Source organism: Phenylobacterium sp. J426, from assembly GCF_024699945.1.
GTDB lineage: Bacteria > Pseudomonadota > Alphaproteobacteria > Caulobacterales > Caulobacteraceae > Phenylobacterium.
The window spans coordinates 2,025,680-2,041,030 of record NZ_JAJOMY010000001.1; the positions used below are offsets into that span (position 1 = coordinate 2,025,680).

At 70.5% G+C, this 15,351-nt stretch carries 17 protein-coding genes and 1 pseudogene; 11 read left to right on the top strand and 7 right to left on the bottom strand.

Translation table 11 applies throughout. The annotated features are described in order from the left end of the window. Positions 1-7: 7 nt before the first annotated feature. Positions 8-1,195: a pentapeptide repeat-containing protein gene (locus LRS10_RS10685; protein ID WP_257837236.1), complete on the top strand. Its 1,188-nt coding sequence runs from the start codon at positions 8-10 to the stop codon at positions 1,193-1,195. A 61-nt stretch (positions 1,196-1,256) separates the two neighbouring features. Here the strand turns inward: LRS10_RS10685 and LRS10_RS10690 are convergent. Further along, positions 1,257-1,708: pseudogene (locus LRS10_RS10690) on the bottom strand (Hsp20 family protein). Between the two features lie 224 nt (positions 1,709-1,932). Between LRS10_RS10690 and LRS10_RS10695 the strand changes: the two are divergent. The 5 genes from LRS10_RS10695 to LRS10_RS10715 all read left to right on the top strand — a co-directional run bounded on the left by LRS10_RS10695 (position 1,933) and on the right by LRS10_RS10715 (position 5,707). After that, positions 1,933-2,367 (top strand): hypothetical protein, encoded by a 435-nt coding sequence (locus LRS10_RS10695; protein WP_257837237.1) that lies wholly within the window; start codon positions 1,933-1,935, stop codon positions 2,365-2,367. 64 nt (positions 2,368-2,431) lie between these two features. Further along, positions 2,432-2,773, top strand: a complete 342-nt coding sequence (locus LRS10_RS10700) for a hypothetical protein (RefSeq protein WP_257837238.1) — start codon at positions 2,432-2,434, stop codon at positions 2,771-2,773. A 100-nt stretch (positions 2,774-2,873) separates the two neighbouring features. Next, positions 2,874-3,755 carry a class I SAM-dependent methyltransferase gene (locus LRS10_RS10705; RefSeq protein ID WP_257837239.1) on the top strand — a complete coding sequence of 294 codons (882 nt, stop codon included), beginning with the start codon at positions 2,874-2,876 and terminating at the stop codon, positions 3,753-3,755. A 127-nt stretch (positions 3,756-3,882) separates the two neighbouring features. Beyond that, positions 3,883-4,188 (top strand): SCP2 sterol-binding domain-containing protein, encoded by a 306-nt coding sequence (locus tag LRS10_RS10710; RefSeq protein ID WP_257837240.1) that lies wholly within the window; start codon positions 3,883-3,885, stop codon positions 4,186-4,188. A 229-nt stretch (positions 4,189-4,417) separates the two neighbouring features. Beyond that, the gene (locus LRS10_RS10715) at positions 4,418-5,707 is read left to right on the top strand and encodes an alpha/beta fold hydrolase (RefSeq protein WP_257837241.1); all 1,290 of its coding nucleotides are present in this window, start codon (positions 4,418-4,420) and stop codon (positions 5,705-5,707) included. A 3-nt stretch (positions 5,708-5,710) separates the two neighbouring features. Here LRS10_RS10715 and hisN read toward each other — a convergent pair whose 3' ends face one another. Together hisN and LRS10_RS10725 are read right to left on the bottom strand one after the other, a co-directional pair. Further along, complete coding sequence (hisN, locus tag LRS10_RS10720; RefSeq protein WP_257837242.1) at positions 5,711-6,538, bottom strand: histidinol-phosphatase; 828 nt, start codon at positions 6,536-6,538, stop codon at positions 5,711-5,713. Positions 6,539-6,570: 32 nt separating this feature from the next. Next, positions 6,571-6,966 (bottom strand): helix-turn-helix domain-containing protein, encoded by a 396-nt coding sequence (locus LRS10_RS10725; RefSeq protein ID WP_257837243.1) that lies wholly within the window; start codon positions 6,964-6,966, stop codon positions 6,571-6,573. An 87-nt stretch (positions 6,967-7,053) separates the two neighbouring features. On the opposite strand from LRS10_RS10725, the gene LRS10_RS10730 reads away from it, so the two are divergent. Further along, positions 7,054-7,998, top strand: a complete 945-nt coding sequence (locus LRS10_RS10730; protein ID WP_257837244.1) for a lysophospholipid acyltransferase family protein — start codon at positions 7,054-7,056, stop codon at positions 7,996-7,998. On the opposite strand, the gene LRS10_RS10735 is transcribed toward LRS10_RS10730, so the two are convergent. The 3 genes from LRS10_RS10735 to LRS10_RS10745 form a co-directional block, all read right to left on the bottom strand. Beyond that, positions 7,995-8,207 carry a DUF2093 domain-containing protein gene (locus LRS10_RS10735; protein WP_257837245.1) on the bottom strand — a complete coding sequence of 71 codons (213 nt, stop codon included), beginning with the start codon at positions 8,205-8,207 and terminating at the stop codon, positions 7,995-7,997. The genes LRS10_RS10730 and LRS10_RS10735 overlap by 4 nt on opposite strands. A gap of 28 nt (positions 8,208-8,235) precedes the next feature. Then, positions 8,236-9,693, bottom strand: coding sequence for an exodeoxyribonuclease VII large subunit (gene xseA / locus LRS10_RS10740; RefSeq protein WP_257837246.1), 1,458 nt, complete (start codon positions 9,691-9,693; stop codon positions 8,236-8,238). A gap of 146 nt (positions 9,694-9,839) precedes the next feature. Next, positions 9,840-10,343, bottom strand: coding sequence for a GcrA family cell cycle regulator (locus LRS10_RS10745; RefSeq protein WP_257837247.1), 504 nt, complete (start codon positions 10,341-10,343; stop codon positions 9,840-9,842). A 260-nt stretch (positions 10,344-10,603) separates the two neighbouring features. On the opposite strand from LRS10_RS10745, the gene LRS10_RS10750 reads away from it, so the two are divergent. After that, positions 10,604-11,425: an ABC transporter permease gene (locus tag LRS10_RS10750; RefSeq protein WP_257837248.1), complete on the top strand. Its 822-nt coding sequence runs from the start codon at positions 10,604-10,606 to the stop codon at positions 11,423-11,425. On the opposite strand, the gene LRS10_RS10755 is transcribed toward LRS10_RS10750, so the two are convergent. Then, a complete protein-coding gene (locus LRS10_RS10755; RefSeq protein WP_257837249.1) occupies positions 11,422-12,273 on the bottom strand; it encodes an AraC family transcriptional regulator in 852 nt (283 codons plus the stop codon). The two genes, LRS10_RS10750 and LRS10_RS10755, sit on opposite strands and share 4 nt — an antisense overlap. Positions 12,274-12,452: 179 nt before the next feature. Between LRS10_RS10755 and LRS10_RS10760 the strand changes: the two genes are divergently transcribed. From LRS10_RS10760 to argF, 3 genes are all read left to right on the top strand, one after another. Next, positions 12,453-12,944, top strand: a complete 492-nt coding sequence (locus tag LRS10_RS10760; RefSeq protein WP_257837250.1) for a hypothetical protein — start codon at positions 12,453-12,455, stop codon at positions 12,942-12,944. Positions 12,945-13,229: 285 nt separating this feature from the next. After that, positions 13,230-14,414, top strand: coding sequence for an aspartate aminotransferase family protein (locus tag LRS10_RS10765; protein ID WP_257839133.1), 1,185 nt, complete (start codon positions 13,230-13,232; stop codon positions 14,412-14,414). A gap of 11 nt (positions 14,415-14,425) precedes the next feature. Next, positions 14,426-15,349, top strand: coding sequence for an ornithine carbamoyltransferase (argF, locus tag LRS10_RS10770; RefSeq protein ID WP_374570973.1), 924 nt, complete (start codon positions 14,426-14,428; stop codon positions 15,347-15,349). The last annotated feature ends 2 nt before the right edge of the window (positions 15,350-15,351 follow it).

A 15,351-nucleotide genomic window follows, 5' to 3' on the forward strand; every position in this document is an offset into this window, starting at 1 on the left:
CGTGACCATGCCGGCTCCCGTTCTCACCGGTCGCCGCCGCCTGAGCGAAGGCGAGCTGACGATCCTGCTCGACAACCACGCGCGCTTCACGGCCGGCAAGGGCGGCAAGCGCGTGACCCTGCCCTTCGTGGACTTTTCGGGCCTCGACATGTCGGGGCGCGACCTCGCCGGTGGCGATTTCACCGGCTCGGTGTTCGACGCCGCCCGCCTCTCGGGCGCGCGGCTCTCGGGCGCCAATCTGTCGGGCTGCGACCTCCGCCACGCCGACCTGCGCTACGCGAACCTCACCTGCGCCAACCTGCGCGGCGCATGCTTGGCGGGGGCCAATCTCACGGGCGCCAATCTGACCGGAGCCGATCTCAGGCCGGGCAAGTTCGCCACGCCGCATCCCTCCAAGGGATTTCCGGCGGTCGTCGAGGAGGATCGCGGCGGCCAGCTGGAAGGCGCGACCCTCGCCGGCGCCATCCTCGACCAGTGTCGCCTGGAGGGCCTGTTCGCGCCCGAGGCCGACTTCTCCGACTGCTCGATGGTTGGCGTGAACCTGCTACAGGCCAATCTGAAGGGGGCGGACCTTTCCGGCGCGGTGCTCAACGGCGCCGACGTGGCGGGCGCCAACTTCGAAGGGGCGGATTTCTCCGGCGCCGAGATCGTGGGGGTGGTGATGGCCGCGGCCCGCACCGCGGGCGCCAAGCTCGGCCAGATCAAGGAGCCGCCCAGCCGGCACGCTCTGCTCCGCTGCGCCCAATTGGTCGAACAGGCCCGTGGCCACGACGCCTGGGTCCGGTCGGGCGGTCAGCAAGGCGCCCCTGTCTCCTTCGCGGGCGAGGACCTGCGCCCCGCCGCCGACGCCCTGAAGGGCCTGCGACTCACCGCCGTCAACGCCCGCGGGGCCTGTCTCGCGGGCCTCGACCTCACCGGCGTCCATCTGCAGGGGGCCAACCTGGAGGACGCCGATCTCGTCGCCGCCGTGCTGGCGGGGGCCGATCTGCGCGGGGCCAAGCTGGTCGGTGCGAACTTCGCCCGGGCGGACCTCCGGGGCGCGCTCCTCGCGCCCCTGCCGCTCGGGCCCAACCGCGAGACTCCGACCAACCTACGGGGCGCGCGGCTGCGCCACGTGAATCTCGAGGGCGCCGATCTCACCGGGGCCATCCTCGAAGGCGTCGATTCCCGCGGCGCGCGGCCGGCGATCCGCTGACACGAAAAAGGCGGCGCCCTTGCGGACGCCGCCTCCTTCAACTGAGAGGCGGGAAGGGGCTTTAGGCCGCCTTCTCGCCTTCGATCAGCTTCGACTCGCCGGTGGTGATGGCGATGGTCCGGGGCTTCAGGGCCTCGGGCAGCTCACGCTTCAGCGAGATCGAGAGCAGGCCGTCCGCCAGGTTGGCGTCGGTCACCACGACGTAGTCCGCCAGCTGGAACCGGCGCTCGAAATTGCGCTCGGCCAAGCCGCGGTGCAGGTACTGCTTGGCCTCGTCGTTGGCGGCCTTGCGGCCCTGCACGGTGAGGAGGTTCTCCTTCACCTCGACGTTGAGTTCTTCGGGACGGAAGCCCGCCACCGCGATGTCGATGCGGTAGGCGTTCTCGTCGGTCCGCTCGATGTTGTAGGGCGGATACCCCGTGGCGGCGTCCGCGGCCGCGGTCTCGAGCAGCGAGGCCAGGCGGTCGAAGCCCACGACGGAGCGATAGAGGGGGAGAAGTCGATCGTACGCATGCGGTCACATCCTTCTTGTCTAAGCAAGGTTGCGAGTTGTGATGGGCGCGCGGCCGGACCTCGAAAGCGTCCGTAAGCGTGCCGGAAAGCCCGGACATCCAGCGCCTTCCGCGATTTGATTTAGGCGGCGCGAAACACGGTTCAAGGGCTTGCGCGGTCAGCTTGGCCATCTAGGCTCGCGCCCACAAAGCCCATCGCGAAAACGCCCTCAGGGAGGCCCCCGCATGCTCCGTCCGCTCCTCGCCGCCGCCGTCGTGGCCGCCGTCGCCGCGCCGCCCATGGTCGCTTTCGCCGCCGACGTCCAGCTCCAGGCCGCCGTCGCCGGCGCCCAGCGCAGCGAGGCGCACAAGGCCCGCGACGCGCACCGTCGTCCCGTCGAGACTCTGACGTTCTGGGGCCTGAAGCCCAAGCAGACGGTGGTCGAGCTGCAGCCGGGCTCGGGCTACTGGACGGAGATCCTGGCACCTTACGCCAAGGCCACCGGCGGGACCTACATCGCCACGGCCGCCGACCTGGACAACCCGAACCTGTCGGAAGCCGCCAAGACGGCCCGCGCCAACTTCGAGAAGAAGTACGCCGACGAGACGATCTACGGGAAGATCAGGTACGCCAACTTCGGGCCGGCCTCTGGGCCGCTGGGCGCCCCCCGGCTCGGCTGACCTCGTCATCACTGCGCGCAACATCCACAACTGGGCGACCCAGCCCGGACTGCTCGACAAGGTCTTGAAGGACGCTCACGCCGTGCTCAAGCCCGGCGGTGTTCTCGCCGTCGAGGAACACCGCAAGGACCCGAAGCCCGAGGCCGACAACTGGTCGGACGGGTACATGGCGGAGAAGACGGTGATCGCCGCCGCCGAGAAGGCGGGCTTCAGGCTGGCCGCCAGATCCGACATCAACGCCAATCCGAAGGACACCAAGGACCACCCGTTCGGCGTCTGGACCCTGCCGCCCACGCGTCAGAGCGCCGGGCGCGGCCAGCCGGCCGACCCCAACTTCGACCGCACCAAGTACGACGCCATCGGCGAGAGCGACCGCATGACGCTCCGTTTCGTCAAGGTCGGCTGAGGCTTCGCGCCTCGCCCCCCGACTTTGACGGTGGGCGCCGATCCGGCTAAGCCAGGGTCGGCCGGCTGCCGGGGGCGGACGCGCAAGGTTGCAGGGCAAGATGATCCTACTTTCCCGCCGGATGGTGCTGGCGAGCACGATCGCGCTCGCCGCTTGCGGCCAGAAGCCGGGCGAGGCCCCGGCCAGGAAGCCCGCCCCCAAGGCCGCCGCCGATCCGCGAACACTGGAAGGCGCCGTCGCCGGCGACTGGCGGCTGCCGGCCGACAAGGCCCGCGACGCCTTCCGCCATCCGGTGGAAAGCCTGACCTTCTGGGGTCTGAAGCCCGGCGCCACCGTGGTCGAGTTCTGGCCGGGCGCCGGCTGGTACACCGACATCCTGGCGCCGTACCTGGCCGCCACTGGCGGCAAGCTCTACGCCGCCCAGCAGCAAATCACCGATCCCGCCGACACCGCCACTCGCACGGTCTTCGACGCGTACGCCCGGCGGTTCAGCGGCAACGCCCGGCTCTACGGCAAGATTGAGTTCACCGTCTTCGGCCCCACCAGCGGCCCGGTGGCGCCGGCGGGGACCGCCGACCTCGTGCTCTTCCTGCGCAACCTGCACAACTGGATGGCCGCCGGGATCGCCGAGAAGGCCTTCCGAGACGCCTTCCTGGCGCTCAAGCCCGGCGGGGTCCTGGGGGTGGAGGAGCACCGCGCCAGCCCCGGCGGCGTGCCAGACCTGCTGGCCAGCGAGGGCTACGTCGAGCAGGCCTACGTCACCAAGCTGGCGGAGGAGGCGGGCTTCACGCTCGCCGGGGAGAGCGAGATCAACGCCAATCCGAAGGATACCAAGGACCACCCGTTCGGCGTTTGGACCCTGCCGCCGGTCCGCCGCACCTCCGCATTCGGTCAGCCGGCAGATCCCAATTTCGATCGCGCCAGGTACGACGCCATCGGTGAGAGCGACCGCATGACGCTGAAGTTCGTCAAGCCCGCCTGAAAGCGCGCCCGGGGCGTTTCAGGAGCGGCCAGCCTGCGGCAAACCGCGTAACGCGGTCACGACCCGTTTACACATTTCGCGCCTAAGGCGAAGCTCCCGTCTGAGTCGGGGGAGTGCGTGGGGGCGCATGGCGACGCTTGAGGAACTGACGGAACGCATTCGCGGCGCTGCGGCGTTGGGCGGCTTGTCGCGTTCCATCAAGCTCGACCTCAAGGGCGAGGGCGTGATCCACGTGGCGGGCTCCGAGGTCACCAACGACGACAAGCCGGCCGACCTGACGGTGCGCATTAGCCGCGCGGACCTGACCGCCCTGGGCAAGGGCGAGCTCGATCCGATGCGTGCGATGATGACGGGACGGATGAAGCTGTCCGACATGGGCCTGGCCATGAAGCTGCAGCCTGAGATTCAGGCTCTGTTTTCCAAGGCCGTGTAAGCGGCCCATCAGATGACGGATCCCGCGCCCCTTCTCGACATACCCGAGGACCCGGTCCCGCCCGGCGGCGTCGCCGAGTGGTTCACCGGCGGCGATGGGGCGAAGCTGCGCGCGGCGCTGTTCCACCCTGCCGGCCGCGCCCGTGGCTCGGTGGTGCTGTCGGGCGGCCGCACCGAACCCATCGAGAAGTACTACGAGACGATCCGCGACTTTCTTTCGCGCGGCTTCGTTGTGCTGGCCCACGACTGGCGGGGGGCAGGGGCTGTCGGCGCGCGCCCTGGCCGATCGGCTGAAAGGCCACGCCCGCGGGCACAAGGCCTTCCTCGACGACTTCCGCCGTCTGCTCGACCGCTACGAGGACCGGCTGCCCAGGCCCTGGATCGCGGTCGGCCATTCGATGGGCGGCTGCCTCACGCTGCTGGCCCTCGCTCATGGCGAGAAGCGCTTCGCCGGCGCGGTGCTCTCGGCCCCGATGTTGGGCATCCAGTTCGGCAAGGTCTCGCCCGCGGCCGCAGCCGTCCTCGCCCGGCTCAACGTCGCGCTCGGCCGGGCGGGTCGCTACACGCTTGGACAGGCCGGCAAGCCGTTCGACGAGGTCTTCGACGGCAACACCCTCACCCACGACCGGCGGCGCTTCATGCGCCACCGCGCGCAGATCGCCGCCATGCCCGACCTGGCGCTTGGCGCCCCGACGTACGGCTGGCTCGACTTCGCGATCCGCGCCACCGCCTTCCTCGCCCGGCCCGAGCGGCTGCGCGGTGTGACCATCCCTGTCGAGATCGTCTCGGCGGAAGAAGACCGGCTGGTCGACAATGCTGCGCAGCGCGCGGCGGCTCGAAATCTACCGCAGGGGCGGCTCGTGTCCGTGCCCGGCGCCTACCACGAAATCCTGATGGAGACGGACGACATGCGAAACGTGTTCATGAAGGTCTTCGACGCGCTCACCGGCAAGACTGCGCCGAAGCCCGCCGAGGCCCCGAAGGCTGCGGCTGCGACGCCGCCGAAGGCCGCCGAGTCGCCGACGCCGGTCGAGGCTCCGAAGCCGGCCCCGGCGCCCGCCGCGGCGGCTCCGGCCGCTACGACCGCTCCGAAGGCGGCCCCGAAGGCCGCCGCCGACAAGAAGCCGGCCGCGTCCAAGGCCGCCAAGCCGGCGACGGCCAAGAAGGCCTCCGCGCCGAAGCCCGCCACGGCCAAGGCCTCGGCCCCGAAGGCGCCGGCCACAAAGCCGAAGGCTCCCGCCAAGGCGACGCCGAAGGCCGCGGCCAAGCCCGCCGCCGCCAAGCCTGCCCCGAAGGCTGCCCCCAAGGCTGCCCCCAAGGCTGCGGCGAAGCCTGCTGCGGCCAAGGCTGCGCCCGCCGCGAAGGCGGCTCCGGCCGCCAAGCCCGCAGCGGCCAAGACGCCGGCCGCGAAAAAGCCCGCCGCGAAGGCGGCCGCCAAGCCTGCAGCCGCGGCCAAGACCCCCGCCGCCAAGAAGCCGGCTGCGAAGCCGGCCGCCAAGAAGGCTACGGCGAAGGCCTAGCCCTCAGGCTGCCGATCGTCTCAGGGCGACCAGCGCCTCCTCGAGGCAGGCGCGGTCGCCGGCGATGGCCACCTGGCCGCCCTTCGGGCCGACCGGCCGGCCGCGCCAGTCGGTCACCAGCCCGCCGGCGCCCTCGATCAGCGGGATCGCGGCGTCGATGTCCCATGCCTGCAGCCCGGCCTCTATGACCATGTCCATCGTCCCGGCCGCGACCATGGCGTAGGCGTAGGCGTCGCAGCCAAGGCGCGCCAGCCGCGCCGCCGCCCGCACCTGCGTCCAAGCTCCCAGCTCCGCGCCGTTGAAGCAGCCCTCCGGGTCCGTCGTGGCGATGATCGCGTCCGTCAGCTTCGGGCAGGGCCGCACCTTCAGCGGCCGCTCGCCGCCCCGGCTCACCAGCCGCGAGCCGGCGGCCGAGCCGAGATAGATCTCGCCCAGATACGGCTGGCCGATCGCCCCAAGCACCGGCTTGCCCTCGTGACGCAGGCCGATCAGCACGCACCACAGCGGTAGGCCGGCGATGAACGCCCGGGTGCCGTCCACCGGGTCCAGCACCCAGACGAACTCCGCGTCGGGCCGGTCCTCGCCATATTCCTCGCCGATCACCCCGTGGTCGGGATAGCGCTCGGCGATCAGCGCCCGGATCGCCCGTTCGGCGCCGCGGTCGGCCTCGGTGACCGGATCGAAGGCCTTGTAGCCGACGCCGCCCGGCACGCCCTTGTCGACCAGGCCGTGGTCGGCGCGGAACAGCGGCAGGATCGCCTGGCCGGCGACGTGATTGAGTTCGAGCAGGAAGGCGTCGAGCTCGGCGGCGAGGGCGGGAGACATCGGCATGGCGCCCGCTTTACCCCGACTTCGCGTCGACCTTAAGCCTGCGGCTCGGTCTCGCCTTCGACGTCCGCCGCGTTCATCGCCTTGGCCAGCTCTAGGAGGCGCCGACGCGGCCGCTCCCCGAGCGCATAGTAGGCGCGCACCAGCTCGTGGGTCTCCTTGCGCGCGAACAGGTCCAGGTCCTCCCCAGACTCCTCGTGCGACCGGCGTTGCTCGTCCGACAGGCCCTCGTAGAAGTAGCTCACCGGCGCATCCAGGATTTCGGCCAGCTGCCACAGCCGGGCGGCCGACATGCGGTTGGCCGCGCACTCGTATTTCTGAATCTGCTGGAAGCGCACGCCGCACGCGCCCGCCAATTCCTGCTGGGTCAGGCCCAGTAGTTTCCGCCGCCGCCGAAGCTTGCGGCCCAGGTGAAGGTCGATCTGGTCCATCCCCAAGACGCCCACGCTAAAGCCCCGTGTCCCGCTTCGGGACCCGTCTGGCCTTCCACCGCAAGTCGTGGGCCACTAAGGAGAGGCATGGCCGACAAGCGCGACCCTGCCCCCAGCTTCTCACAAGGGCTCGCCTGGGGACTGGAGGCGGCCGCCTTCGACGGGTTCTCAGCCTTTGCGCGGCTCTTTCCCGTGGACGCGGTTTCCGATTTCGGGGCCTGGCTGTTCCGCACCGTGGGACCGTTGACCGGCGCGCGCCGGGTGGCCGAACGGAACCTGCGGATCGCCTTCCCCGACGCACCTGACAGCGAGATCGCCCGACTGATGCGCGCCCAGTGGGAGGAACTTGGCCGCTGGATCCTGGAGTTCCCGATCCTCGACCGCATCATGGCCGATCCCTCGCGGGTCGTCGTGGAGAACGGCGAACGCCTGGCCGAGATCGCCGCTGGCGGCGGGCCCGCGGTCTTCATTTCGGGCCATTTCTCGAACTTCGAGGTGATGGCCGCCGCCATCGTCCGGGCCGGCGTGCCGTGCCAGATCACCTACCGGGCGATGAACAATCCCCTGGTGGACCAACGGGTGCGGAAGAACCGTTTCCGCTACGGCGTGCGCCTGTTCGCGCCCAAGGGGCTGGACGGGGCGCGCGAGCTGATGCGCGCGCTGTCCCGAGGCGAGTCCGTGGCCCTCATGAACGACCAGAAGTTCAACGGCGGCGTCGCCGCGCCGCTGTTCGGCCTCACCGCTCACACCGCGCCGGGTCCGTCGACCTTCGCCCTGCGGTTCGGCGCGCCGCTGCAGCCGATGAGCGTCGAGCGGGTGGGCCCGGGCGCGCGCTTCCGGGTCATCGTCCACGAGCCGATCCGACTGGTCGACACCGGCGACCGCGACGCCGACATCGAAGCCGGAGTCCGGCGCATCAACGCCTTCATCGAGGATCGCATCCGCGCCCGGCCCCATGACTGGTTCTGGGTCCACAAGCGCTGGCCGAACGAGGTCTATAAAACCGTCCCTCCTCTTCAGGGGAGAGACTAGGCGCGCGTCTCCCGCCAGCGCTGCAGCGCCTCGGCGGGGCCGGCGTAGGCCTCCTGCAGTTCGGCGCTCCAGTAGCGCAGCGCCTCCAGAGGCACCTTCTGGCCGGTGACAGCGCAGATCACATAGCGGCCAGGCTTCAGCACGGCGAAGTCGCCGTCGCCGTAGTGCAGCTTGGCGATGTCGGAGCCGGAGGGGTCCTGAGCGTTCATGGGCGGCTATTTAGACCTTCCCGGCGCCTCAGAACAGATCGCCCTGCTCCGGCGCGCCGCTCGCCGTCGACTTCGGCTTCCTAGCCGCCGGCCTGGGGGCGGGCAGGGTCTCGGGCGCGCCGCCGGCGCCGTCGATCACCGCCTGGCGGGTCACCGCGTCGCCGAACTTGATCGCCACCGCCTCGCCGCTGGCGAGCGCCGCGCCCGCGTGCACGATGGAGCCGTCGGCTCGCGTCACCCGGGCGAAGCCGCGCTGCAGGGGCCGGTCGGGATCCACGCTGGCGTACAGTTTCGCAAGGCTGTCCAGTCGTTCGCCCAGCCGCTCCAGGCGCCGGTCCATGCAGGGGCGAAGCCTGGCCGACAAGGCCTCCAGCCGATCTTTCTGCACCGTCTGCGGCCGCTGTAGCAGCAGCGGCGAGAGCCGGCTCGACACGCGCACCAGGTCGCGTTCGTGCGCCGCGGCGTTGCGCGACAGGCCCGCGCCCAGTCGGCCCGACACGATGCCGAACCGCTGCGCCGCCAACTCCACGAGGTCGGGCACGCGCTTCAACGCCCGGTCGGCGTGCTGCACCCGGCCGCGGCGATCCTCGACCATCCGCCCGGCGCAGCGATGCATCCGCGCGCCATAGTCCGAGACCAGGCCCTTCAGCTCGGCCAGCACCGGCGTCGCCATCTCGGCCGCGGCGGTCGGCGTCGGCGCCCGCCGGTCGGACACGAAGTCGATCAGGGTGGTGTCGGTCTCGTGTCCCACGGCGCTGATCAGCGGGATGGTGCAGGCCGCCGCCGTCCTCGCCAGCCCCTCGTCGTTGAACGGCCAGAGATCCTCCACCGAGCCGCCGCCTCGCGCCACGATCAGAACATCGGGCCGCGGAATGGCGCCGTTCGGGTCCAGCGCGCAGAAGCCGCGGATCGCTGCGCTCACCTGGCCCGCGGCGGCGTCGCCCTGAACCACCACCGGCCAGACGATCACGTGGCACGGCCAGCGGTCGCGGATGCGGTGCAGGATGTCCCGGATCACCGCGCCGGTCGGGCTGGTGATGACGCCGACCACGGCCGGCATCTCGGGAAGACGCTTCTTACGTTCCGGCGCGAACAGCCCCTCGGCGTTGAGCTTCGCCTTCAGCCGCTCCAGCTGAGCCAGCAGGGCGCCGATGCCGGCCGCCTCCATCGTCTCGATGACGATCTGATAGCGGGAGCCCTGCGGATACGAGGTGATCTTTCCGGTGACCACCACCTCCAGCCCCTGCTCGGGCCGGATCGACAGGTTGCGGACGCTGCCCTTCCAGACGACGCCGTCGATGGCGGCCTTATCGTCCTTCAGGGTCAGATAGACGTGGCCGTTCGAGTGGTGGGTGACCTTCGAGAGCTCGCCGCGCAGGCGTACGAAGCCGTAGGCGTCCTCCAGCGTCCGCTTCAGCGCGAAGGCCAGCTCCGAGACGGAGTATGGCTTGGCGTTGCTTTCGGTCGTCGTGGCCGCGTCGGTCATCGCCGGAACTTAACGATCCCGCCTCGTCAACGGGAGGGGATGAAATGGAAAGGGGCGCGCCCGAGCGCCGCGGGCGATACGCAACCCGTAGCGCGGACACGCCCCCCATCCCCAACGGATCGGTCAGGCCGCTTTCGCGGATTTCGTCAGATGTAGCGGCGCAGGCTGCGGGCGAGCTCGGCGGCGCTGGACTTCTTCTTCGTCTGGGCCGGCTGGTAGGCCACCTGGGCGTGCTCGTGGCAGTAGGGGCCGACCTCGTCCGAGCGGCGGCCGCAGAAGGTGAAGGTGTCGAGGGCCGGATCGCCGATCGGCCACTTGCACATGTGGGCGCCCAGCGTCAGCACCGTGGCCATGCCCGGAGCCTCTTCCACGTAGCGCACGGGGGAGGGCGCGGGCGTCGCGCTCACCGGTTCGGCGATGCGGCGCGGGGCCGAGGGGGCCGCCGTGGCGACACGCGCCGGGCGGGGGGCCTTGAACACCGTGCGCTGCGGCTTCGAAGGCGCGGCCCGGCCGGACAGGCCCAGCCGGTGCACCTTGCCGATCACGGCGTTGCGCGTGACGCCACCCAGTTGCTTGGCGATCTGACTGGCCGAAAGGCCGTCCTGCCAGAGCTTCTTCAGAAGTTCGACGCGTTCGTCGGTCCAGCCCATTACCGCCTCCCACCCGAGGGTTCGCAGACGTCCCCACGCCTGCAAGATTCAACATCTTGTGGCGCCCGGCTCTCTCGCCGCCCACCAACCACCATCAGTAGTAAACAACTCCCTAACGGCCACAATAGGCGCCCTCCCGGTCATCCACAGGAACTAGATGTTGGGTGCGACATGCGCGCGAATGTCGCGCATTGGACGGGCCGCCGCCGACACTGCGTGGCGGGGTTGCGGCGCGCGGCGCGCAGGCGCACATCTGCGCCATGCGAGACCTGCCTCCCGACGCCGAAGTCGTTCTGCCGCCCGCGCCCCGCGCCTATCCGGGCGTGAACTGGGAGGGCCTGAAGACCCTCTACGCCCGCGAAGTCCGCCGCTTCATGAAGGTGGGCATGCAGACCCTGGCGGCCCCGGTGGTCACGGCGCTGCTCTACATGCTGGTGTTCGTGGTCGCCGTCGGCGGGGGCCGTAAGGTGCACGGCGTCGACTACGGCGCCTTCGTGGCCCCGGGCCTCGTGATGATGCAGATCCTCTCAAACGCCTTCGCCAACTCGTCGTCGTCGCTGCTGCAGGCCAAGTTCAACGGCCTGATGGGCGACTTCCTCACGCCGCCGCTGACGCCCGCAGAACACGTCGTCGGCTTCGGCGCGGGCGCGGCGACGCGCGGCATCGTGGTGGGCGCCATCAGCCTGCTGGCGGTGCTGCCGTTCGCCCGGCTGCCGGTCTCCCAGCCCTGGGCGATCCTCTACTTCGGCCTGGGGGCCGCGCTGATCATGGCCTTCGTCGGGGTCATGGCCGGGCTGTGGAGCGAGAAATTCGACCACATGGCCGCGGTCACCAACTTCGTCATCATGCCGATGACCTTCCTGTCGGGGACGTTCTATCTCGTGGAGCGCCTGCCCGAGCCGTTCCGCACGGCGAGCCACTACAACCCGTTTTTCTACCTCATCGACGGCTTCCGCTACGGCTTCACCGGCGTGGCGGAGAGCAACCTCATGATCGGCGTCGTGATGACCGCAGTGCTGGTCTTCGCCTTGGGCTTCGCCTGCCTGCGGCTGTTCAGCGTCGGCTACAAGATCAAGACCTAGGCGCGGAGGAGTTGGCCCGGCGTCACCCCCAGGAGGCGACGCATCCAGCGGGCGAGATGGCTCTGGTGGGCGAAGCCGGTCTCCAGGGCGGCCTCCGCGATGCCGGTCCCGCCGGCGAGCAGCAACTCGCGGGCGCGGATCACGCGGCGCTCCATGACATAGGAATGCACCGACTGGCCCATGGTCCGGCGGAAAAGCGTCGTCAGGTGCGGCACGCTGATGCCGGCGACCTGCGCCAGTTCGTCAAGGCTGAGGTCGGCGTCCAGCCGCGTGTCGACATACTCCACCAGCCGCCTCAGCTGCGGCTTGGACAGAATCTGGCGGCGCGGCGCGACCGGCGCCAGGTCCTGGAGCAGGCGCGTCGCCAGGGCCGAGGCCAGGCTGTCGGCATGCAGGCGGCCCGCATGCTCCGGCGAGTCCAGCTCGGCGATCAGCGTCCGGACCAGATGCTCCACGAGCGGGTCTCGCGCGCCCAGCCGGGGCGCGAGCGCCCGCGCCGCCCCGGGGATCTCCAGTCCCTCGGCTGAGGCCTGCAGCAGCTCGGGGGACAGTCGCACCGAGACCATGTCGACGGGCGCCTGGTCCTCCCACGAGCCGTCGGCGCCGGCGGGGACCACGTCGAAATCGCCGGGAATCTGCAGCCGCCGCTGCTTCACGCCCTCGCACGCGCATTCGGCGGCGACCCCCTCGGCCAGGTAGAACAGCAGCCGGTGCTCGTCGAAGACGCCTCCGGTGTGGCGGCCGGGGCTTGCGCGCAGACGGCGTACGGCCAGGCCGCGCCATTGCCGCGCCGCGCCGTACTCCAGCGAGGGCTCGGCGACATCGGTGAACCGGAACGGATAGGTCATACGCGGGGGCCTCGGACCTCAGCCAGCGCCCATTCCCGCGCCGTGTCAAAGCCGGGGCGCCAGTCGGCGTCAGGCGATCATCGGTTCGTGCTCCGGGCTGTCGGATCGTGCGCGACCTCGCCCGACGACCCGGTGAACCTCCGGCTCCGTCATCGAGACCGCCAGGCAAGGAAGCGCCCATGACCGCCGCCGCCGCAACATCCCCAGCCGCGGGCCGGGCGACGCCGACCAGGATCGCGCTCGCCGGCCTGGCCGGCGGCGTCGTGGACCTCGCCTACGCCAGCGTCGTGGGCGCCGCGGCCGGCCGCTCGTTCCAACAGGTCTGGCAGGGCGTGGCGGGCGGCTGGATCGGCCCGCAGGCGCGAGAGCTCGGCTGGGCCTCGGCGGGACTTGGCCTCGCCACACACTTCGGCGTCGCCGCCGTGATGGCCGCCGCCTTTGCTCTCGCCGGCGGTCGCGCGCCCTCGATTTACCGTCGGCCCTGGACCTCCGGCGTTCTCTACGGCCTCGCCCTCTACGCCGTGATGTACCGGATCGTGCTGCCGCTGCGCTGGCCCGAGGCCTTCCCCCGCTGGGATGGCGCCCGCTCGATCGCCGACGTCCTGGCCCACGTCGGCGTAGGTTTGGCGATCGTCTTCGTCCTGCGCCACCGACGGCCGATGGCCGGGTGAGCCGCCGAGCCGCCGCTGGCTGTTCTTCGGCGTCCGCGCGGACTTTCTGACCCCAAACAGGAGACCGCGCGTCCGGGCGGGGGGCGGCGTGCTGTCCGAGGCCGTCTCCGCCCGCCCCTACGGGGCGACCGGCAGATCATTGACATCCCACCGTTCGAGGCCGAAAAGGCCAGGCCTTCCAGTCCCCGTGCCGTCCGCGCGGGGACGATGCCTTTTCGGAGGGCTCCTTCGTTGACCGACAAGACCGCCGGCCAGTCCGCCGCGCCCGTTCCCAGCGATCACATCATGGGCGTCTATGCGCGCGCCCCGCTGGCGTTCGAGCGAGGCGAGGGCTCGCGACTCTATACGGCCGAAGGCGAGGCCTATCTCGACTGCATGGCCGGCATCGCTGTCACCGCGCTCGGCCATTCGCACCCTAAGCTGATCCAGGCTGTGAAGGACCAGGCCGAGAAGCTCTGGCACACGTCCAACATCTTCCGCATCCCGAACCAGGAGAAGCTGGCCGACCTGCTCACGCGGAACACCTTCGCGGACGTGGCCTTCTTCACCAACTCGGGCGCCGAGGCGATCGAGTGCGCCATCAAGACGGCGCGCAAGCACCACTGGGCGAACGGGAATCCCGAGCGGATCGACATCATCGGCTTCGACGGCTCGTTCCACGGCCGGACGATCGCCGCCATCTTCGCCGCGAACAATCCGAGCTACGTCGAAGGCTTCGGCCCGCCGCCGCCCGGCTTCGTGGGCGCCAAGTTCGGCGACCTCGACGGGCTGAAGCGGCTGGTGGGCCCCACCACCGCGGCGATCCTGCTGGAGCCCGTGCAGGGCGAGGGCGGGGCGCGGTCCTGGACCGAGGCTCAGCTCAAGGGGATCCGCCAGCTCTGCGACGAGACCGGGACGCTGTTGATCTACGACGAGATCCAGTGCGGCCTCGGCCGCACCGGCAAGCTGTTCGCCTACGAGTGGGCCGAGGGCGGCGCCGATCCGGACATCATGGCCGTGGCCAAGGCGCTCGGCGGCGGCTTCCCGGTCGGCGCGTGCCTGGCCACAGCAGACGCGGCCAAGGGCATGACGCCCGGCAGCCACGGCTCGACCTACGGCGGCAATCCCCTGGCCATGGCCGTCGGCATCGCCTCGGTCGAGGAACTGGTGAAGCCGGAACTGCTCGCCCACGTCCGCGAGGTGGCGGGCTACTTCAACCAGCAGCTCTCGGGCCTGAAGGATCGCTTCCCCGACGTCGTCGTCGACATCCGCGGCAAGGGCCTGCTGATCGGCGTCAAGCTGGCGACCCCCAACCGCGAGTTCATGCAGCACGCCCGCGACGAGAAGCTGCTCATCGCCGGCGGCGGTGACAACTGCGTGCGCCTGCTGCCGCCGCTGACGCTCAGCCTGGATGAGGCCCGCGAAGCTATCGGCAAGCTGGAACGCGCCTGCGAGACGGCCCGGGCCAAGGCCAAGGCGGCTGCGGCGTGAGCGGCCAGCCGGTGCGGCACTTCCTCGACCTGTGGAAACTCGACGCCGCGGACATCCGCGCGATCCTCGACGACGCCCACGCCCGCAAGGCCGCCCGCAAGGGCTGGCCCAAGGGCAAGGCTGACGCCGACCGTCCTGGGGACGGTCGGACGTTGGCGATGATCTTCGAGAAGAACTCCACCCGGACGCGCTTCTCCTTCGACGCCGCCATGCGCCAGCTGGGCGGGTCGGTGATCATCTCCAATGCGGTGGACATGCAGCTCGGCCGCGGCGAGCCGATCGAGGACACCGCCCGCGTGCTGTCGCGGATGGTCGATGCGGTCATGATCCGCGCCAACGTCCACGAGGACATCGAGCGCTTCGCCCTGGCGTCCACTATCCCCGTGGTCAACGGCCTGTCGGACAAGAGCCATCCTTGCCAGATCCTGGCCGACCTGATGACGCTCGAGGAGCATCGCGGGCCGCTGAAGGGCAAGACCATCGCCTGGATCGGCGACGGCAACAACGTCTGCGCCAGCTTCATCCACGCCGCGCCGAAGCTGGGATACCGGCTGAAGATCGCCACGCCGGCCATCTACCATCCGGACCTCGTCGACCTTGCCCGCGCCGCGGAACAGCAGGGCCTGGTGGAGGCCGGCGACGACCCGCACGAGGCCGTCCGCGGCGCCGACTGCATCGTCACCGACACCTGGGTCTCCATGGGCGACACCGACCACGACGAGCGCTTCGAGGCGCTGGAGCCCTATCAGGTCGACGAAGCCCTGATGGAGGAGGCCGCCGCCAACGCGGTGTTCCTGCATTGCCTGCCCGCCCACCGCGGCGAGGAAGTGACCGACGCCGTCATCGACGGGCCGCAGAGCCTGATCTGGGATGAGGCCGAGAACCGCCTGCACGCCCAGAAGTCGATCCTGGCCTGGTGCTTCGGGGCCATCTAGCC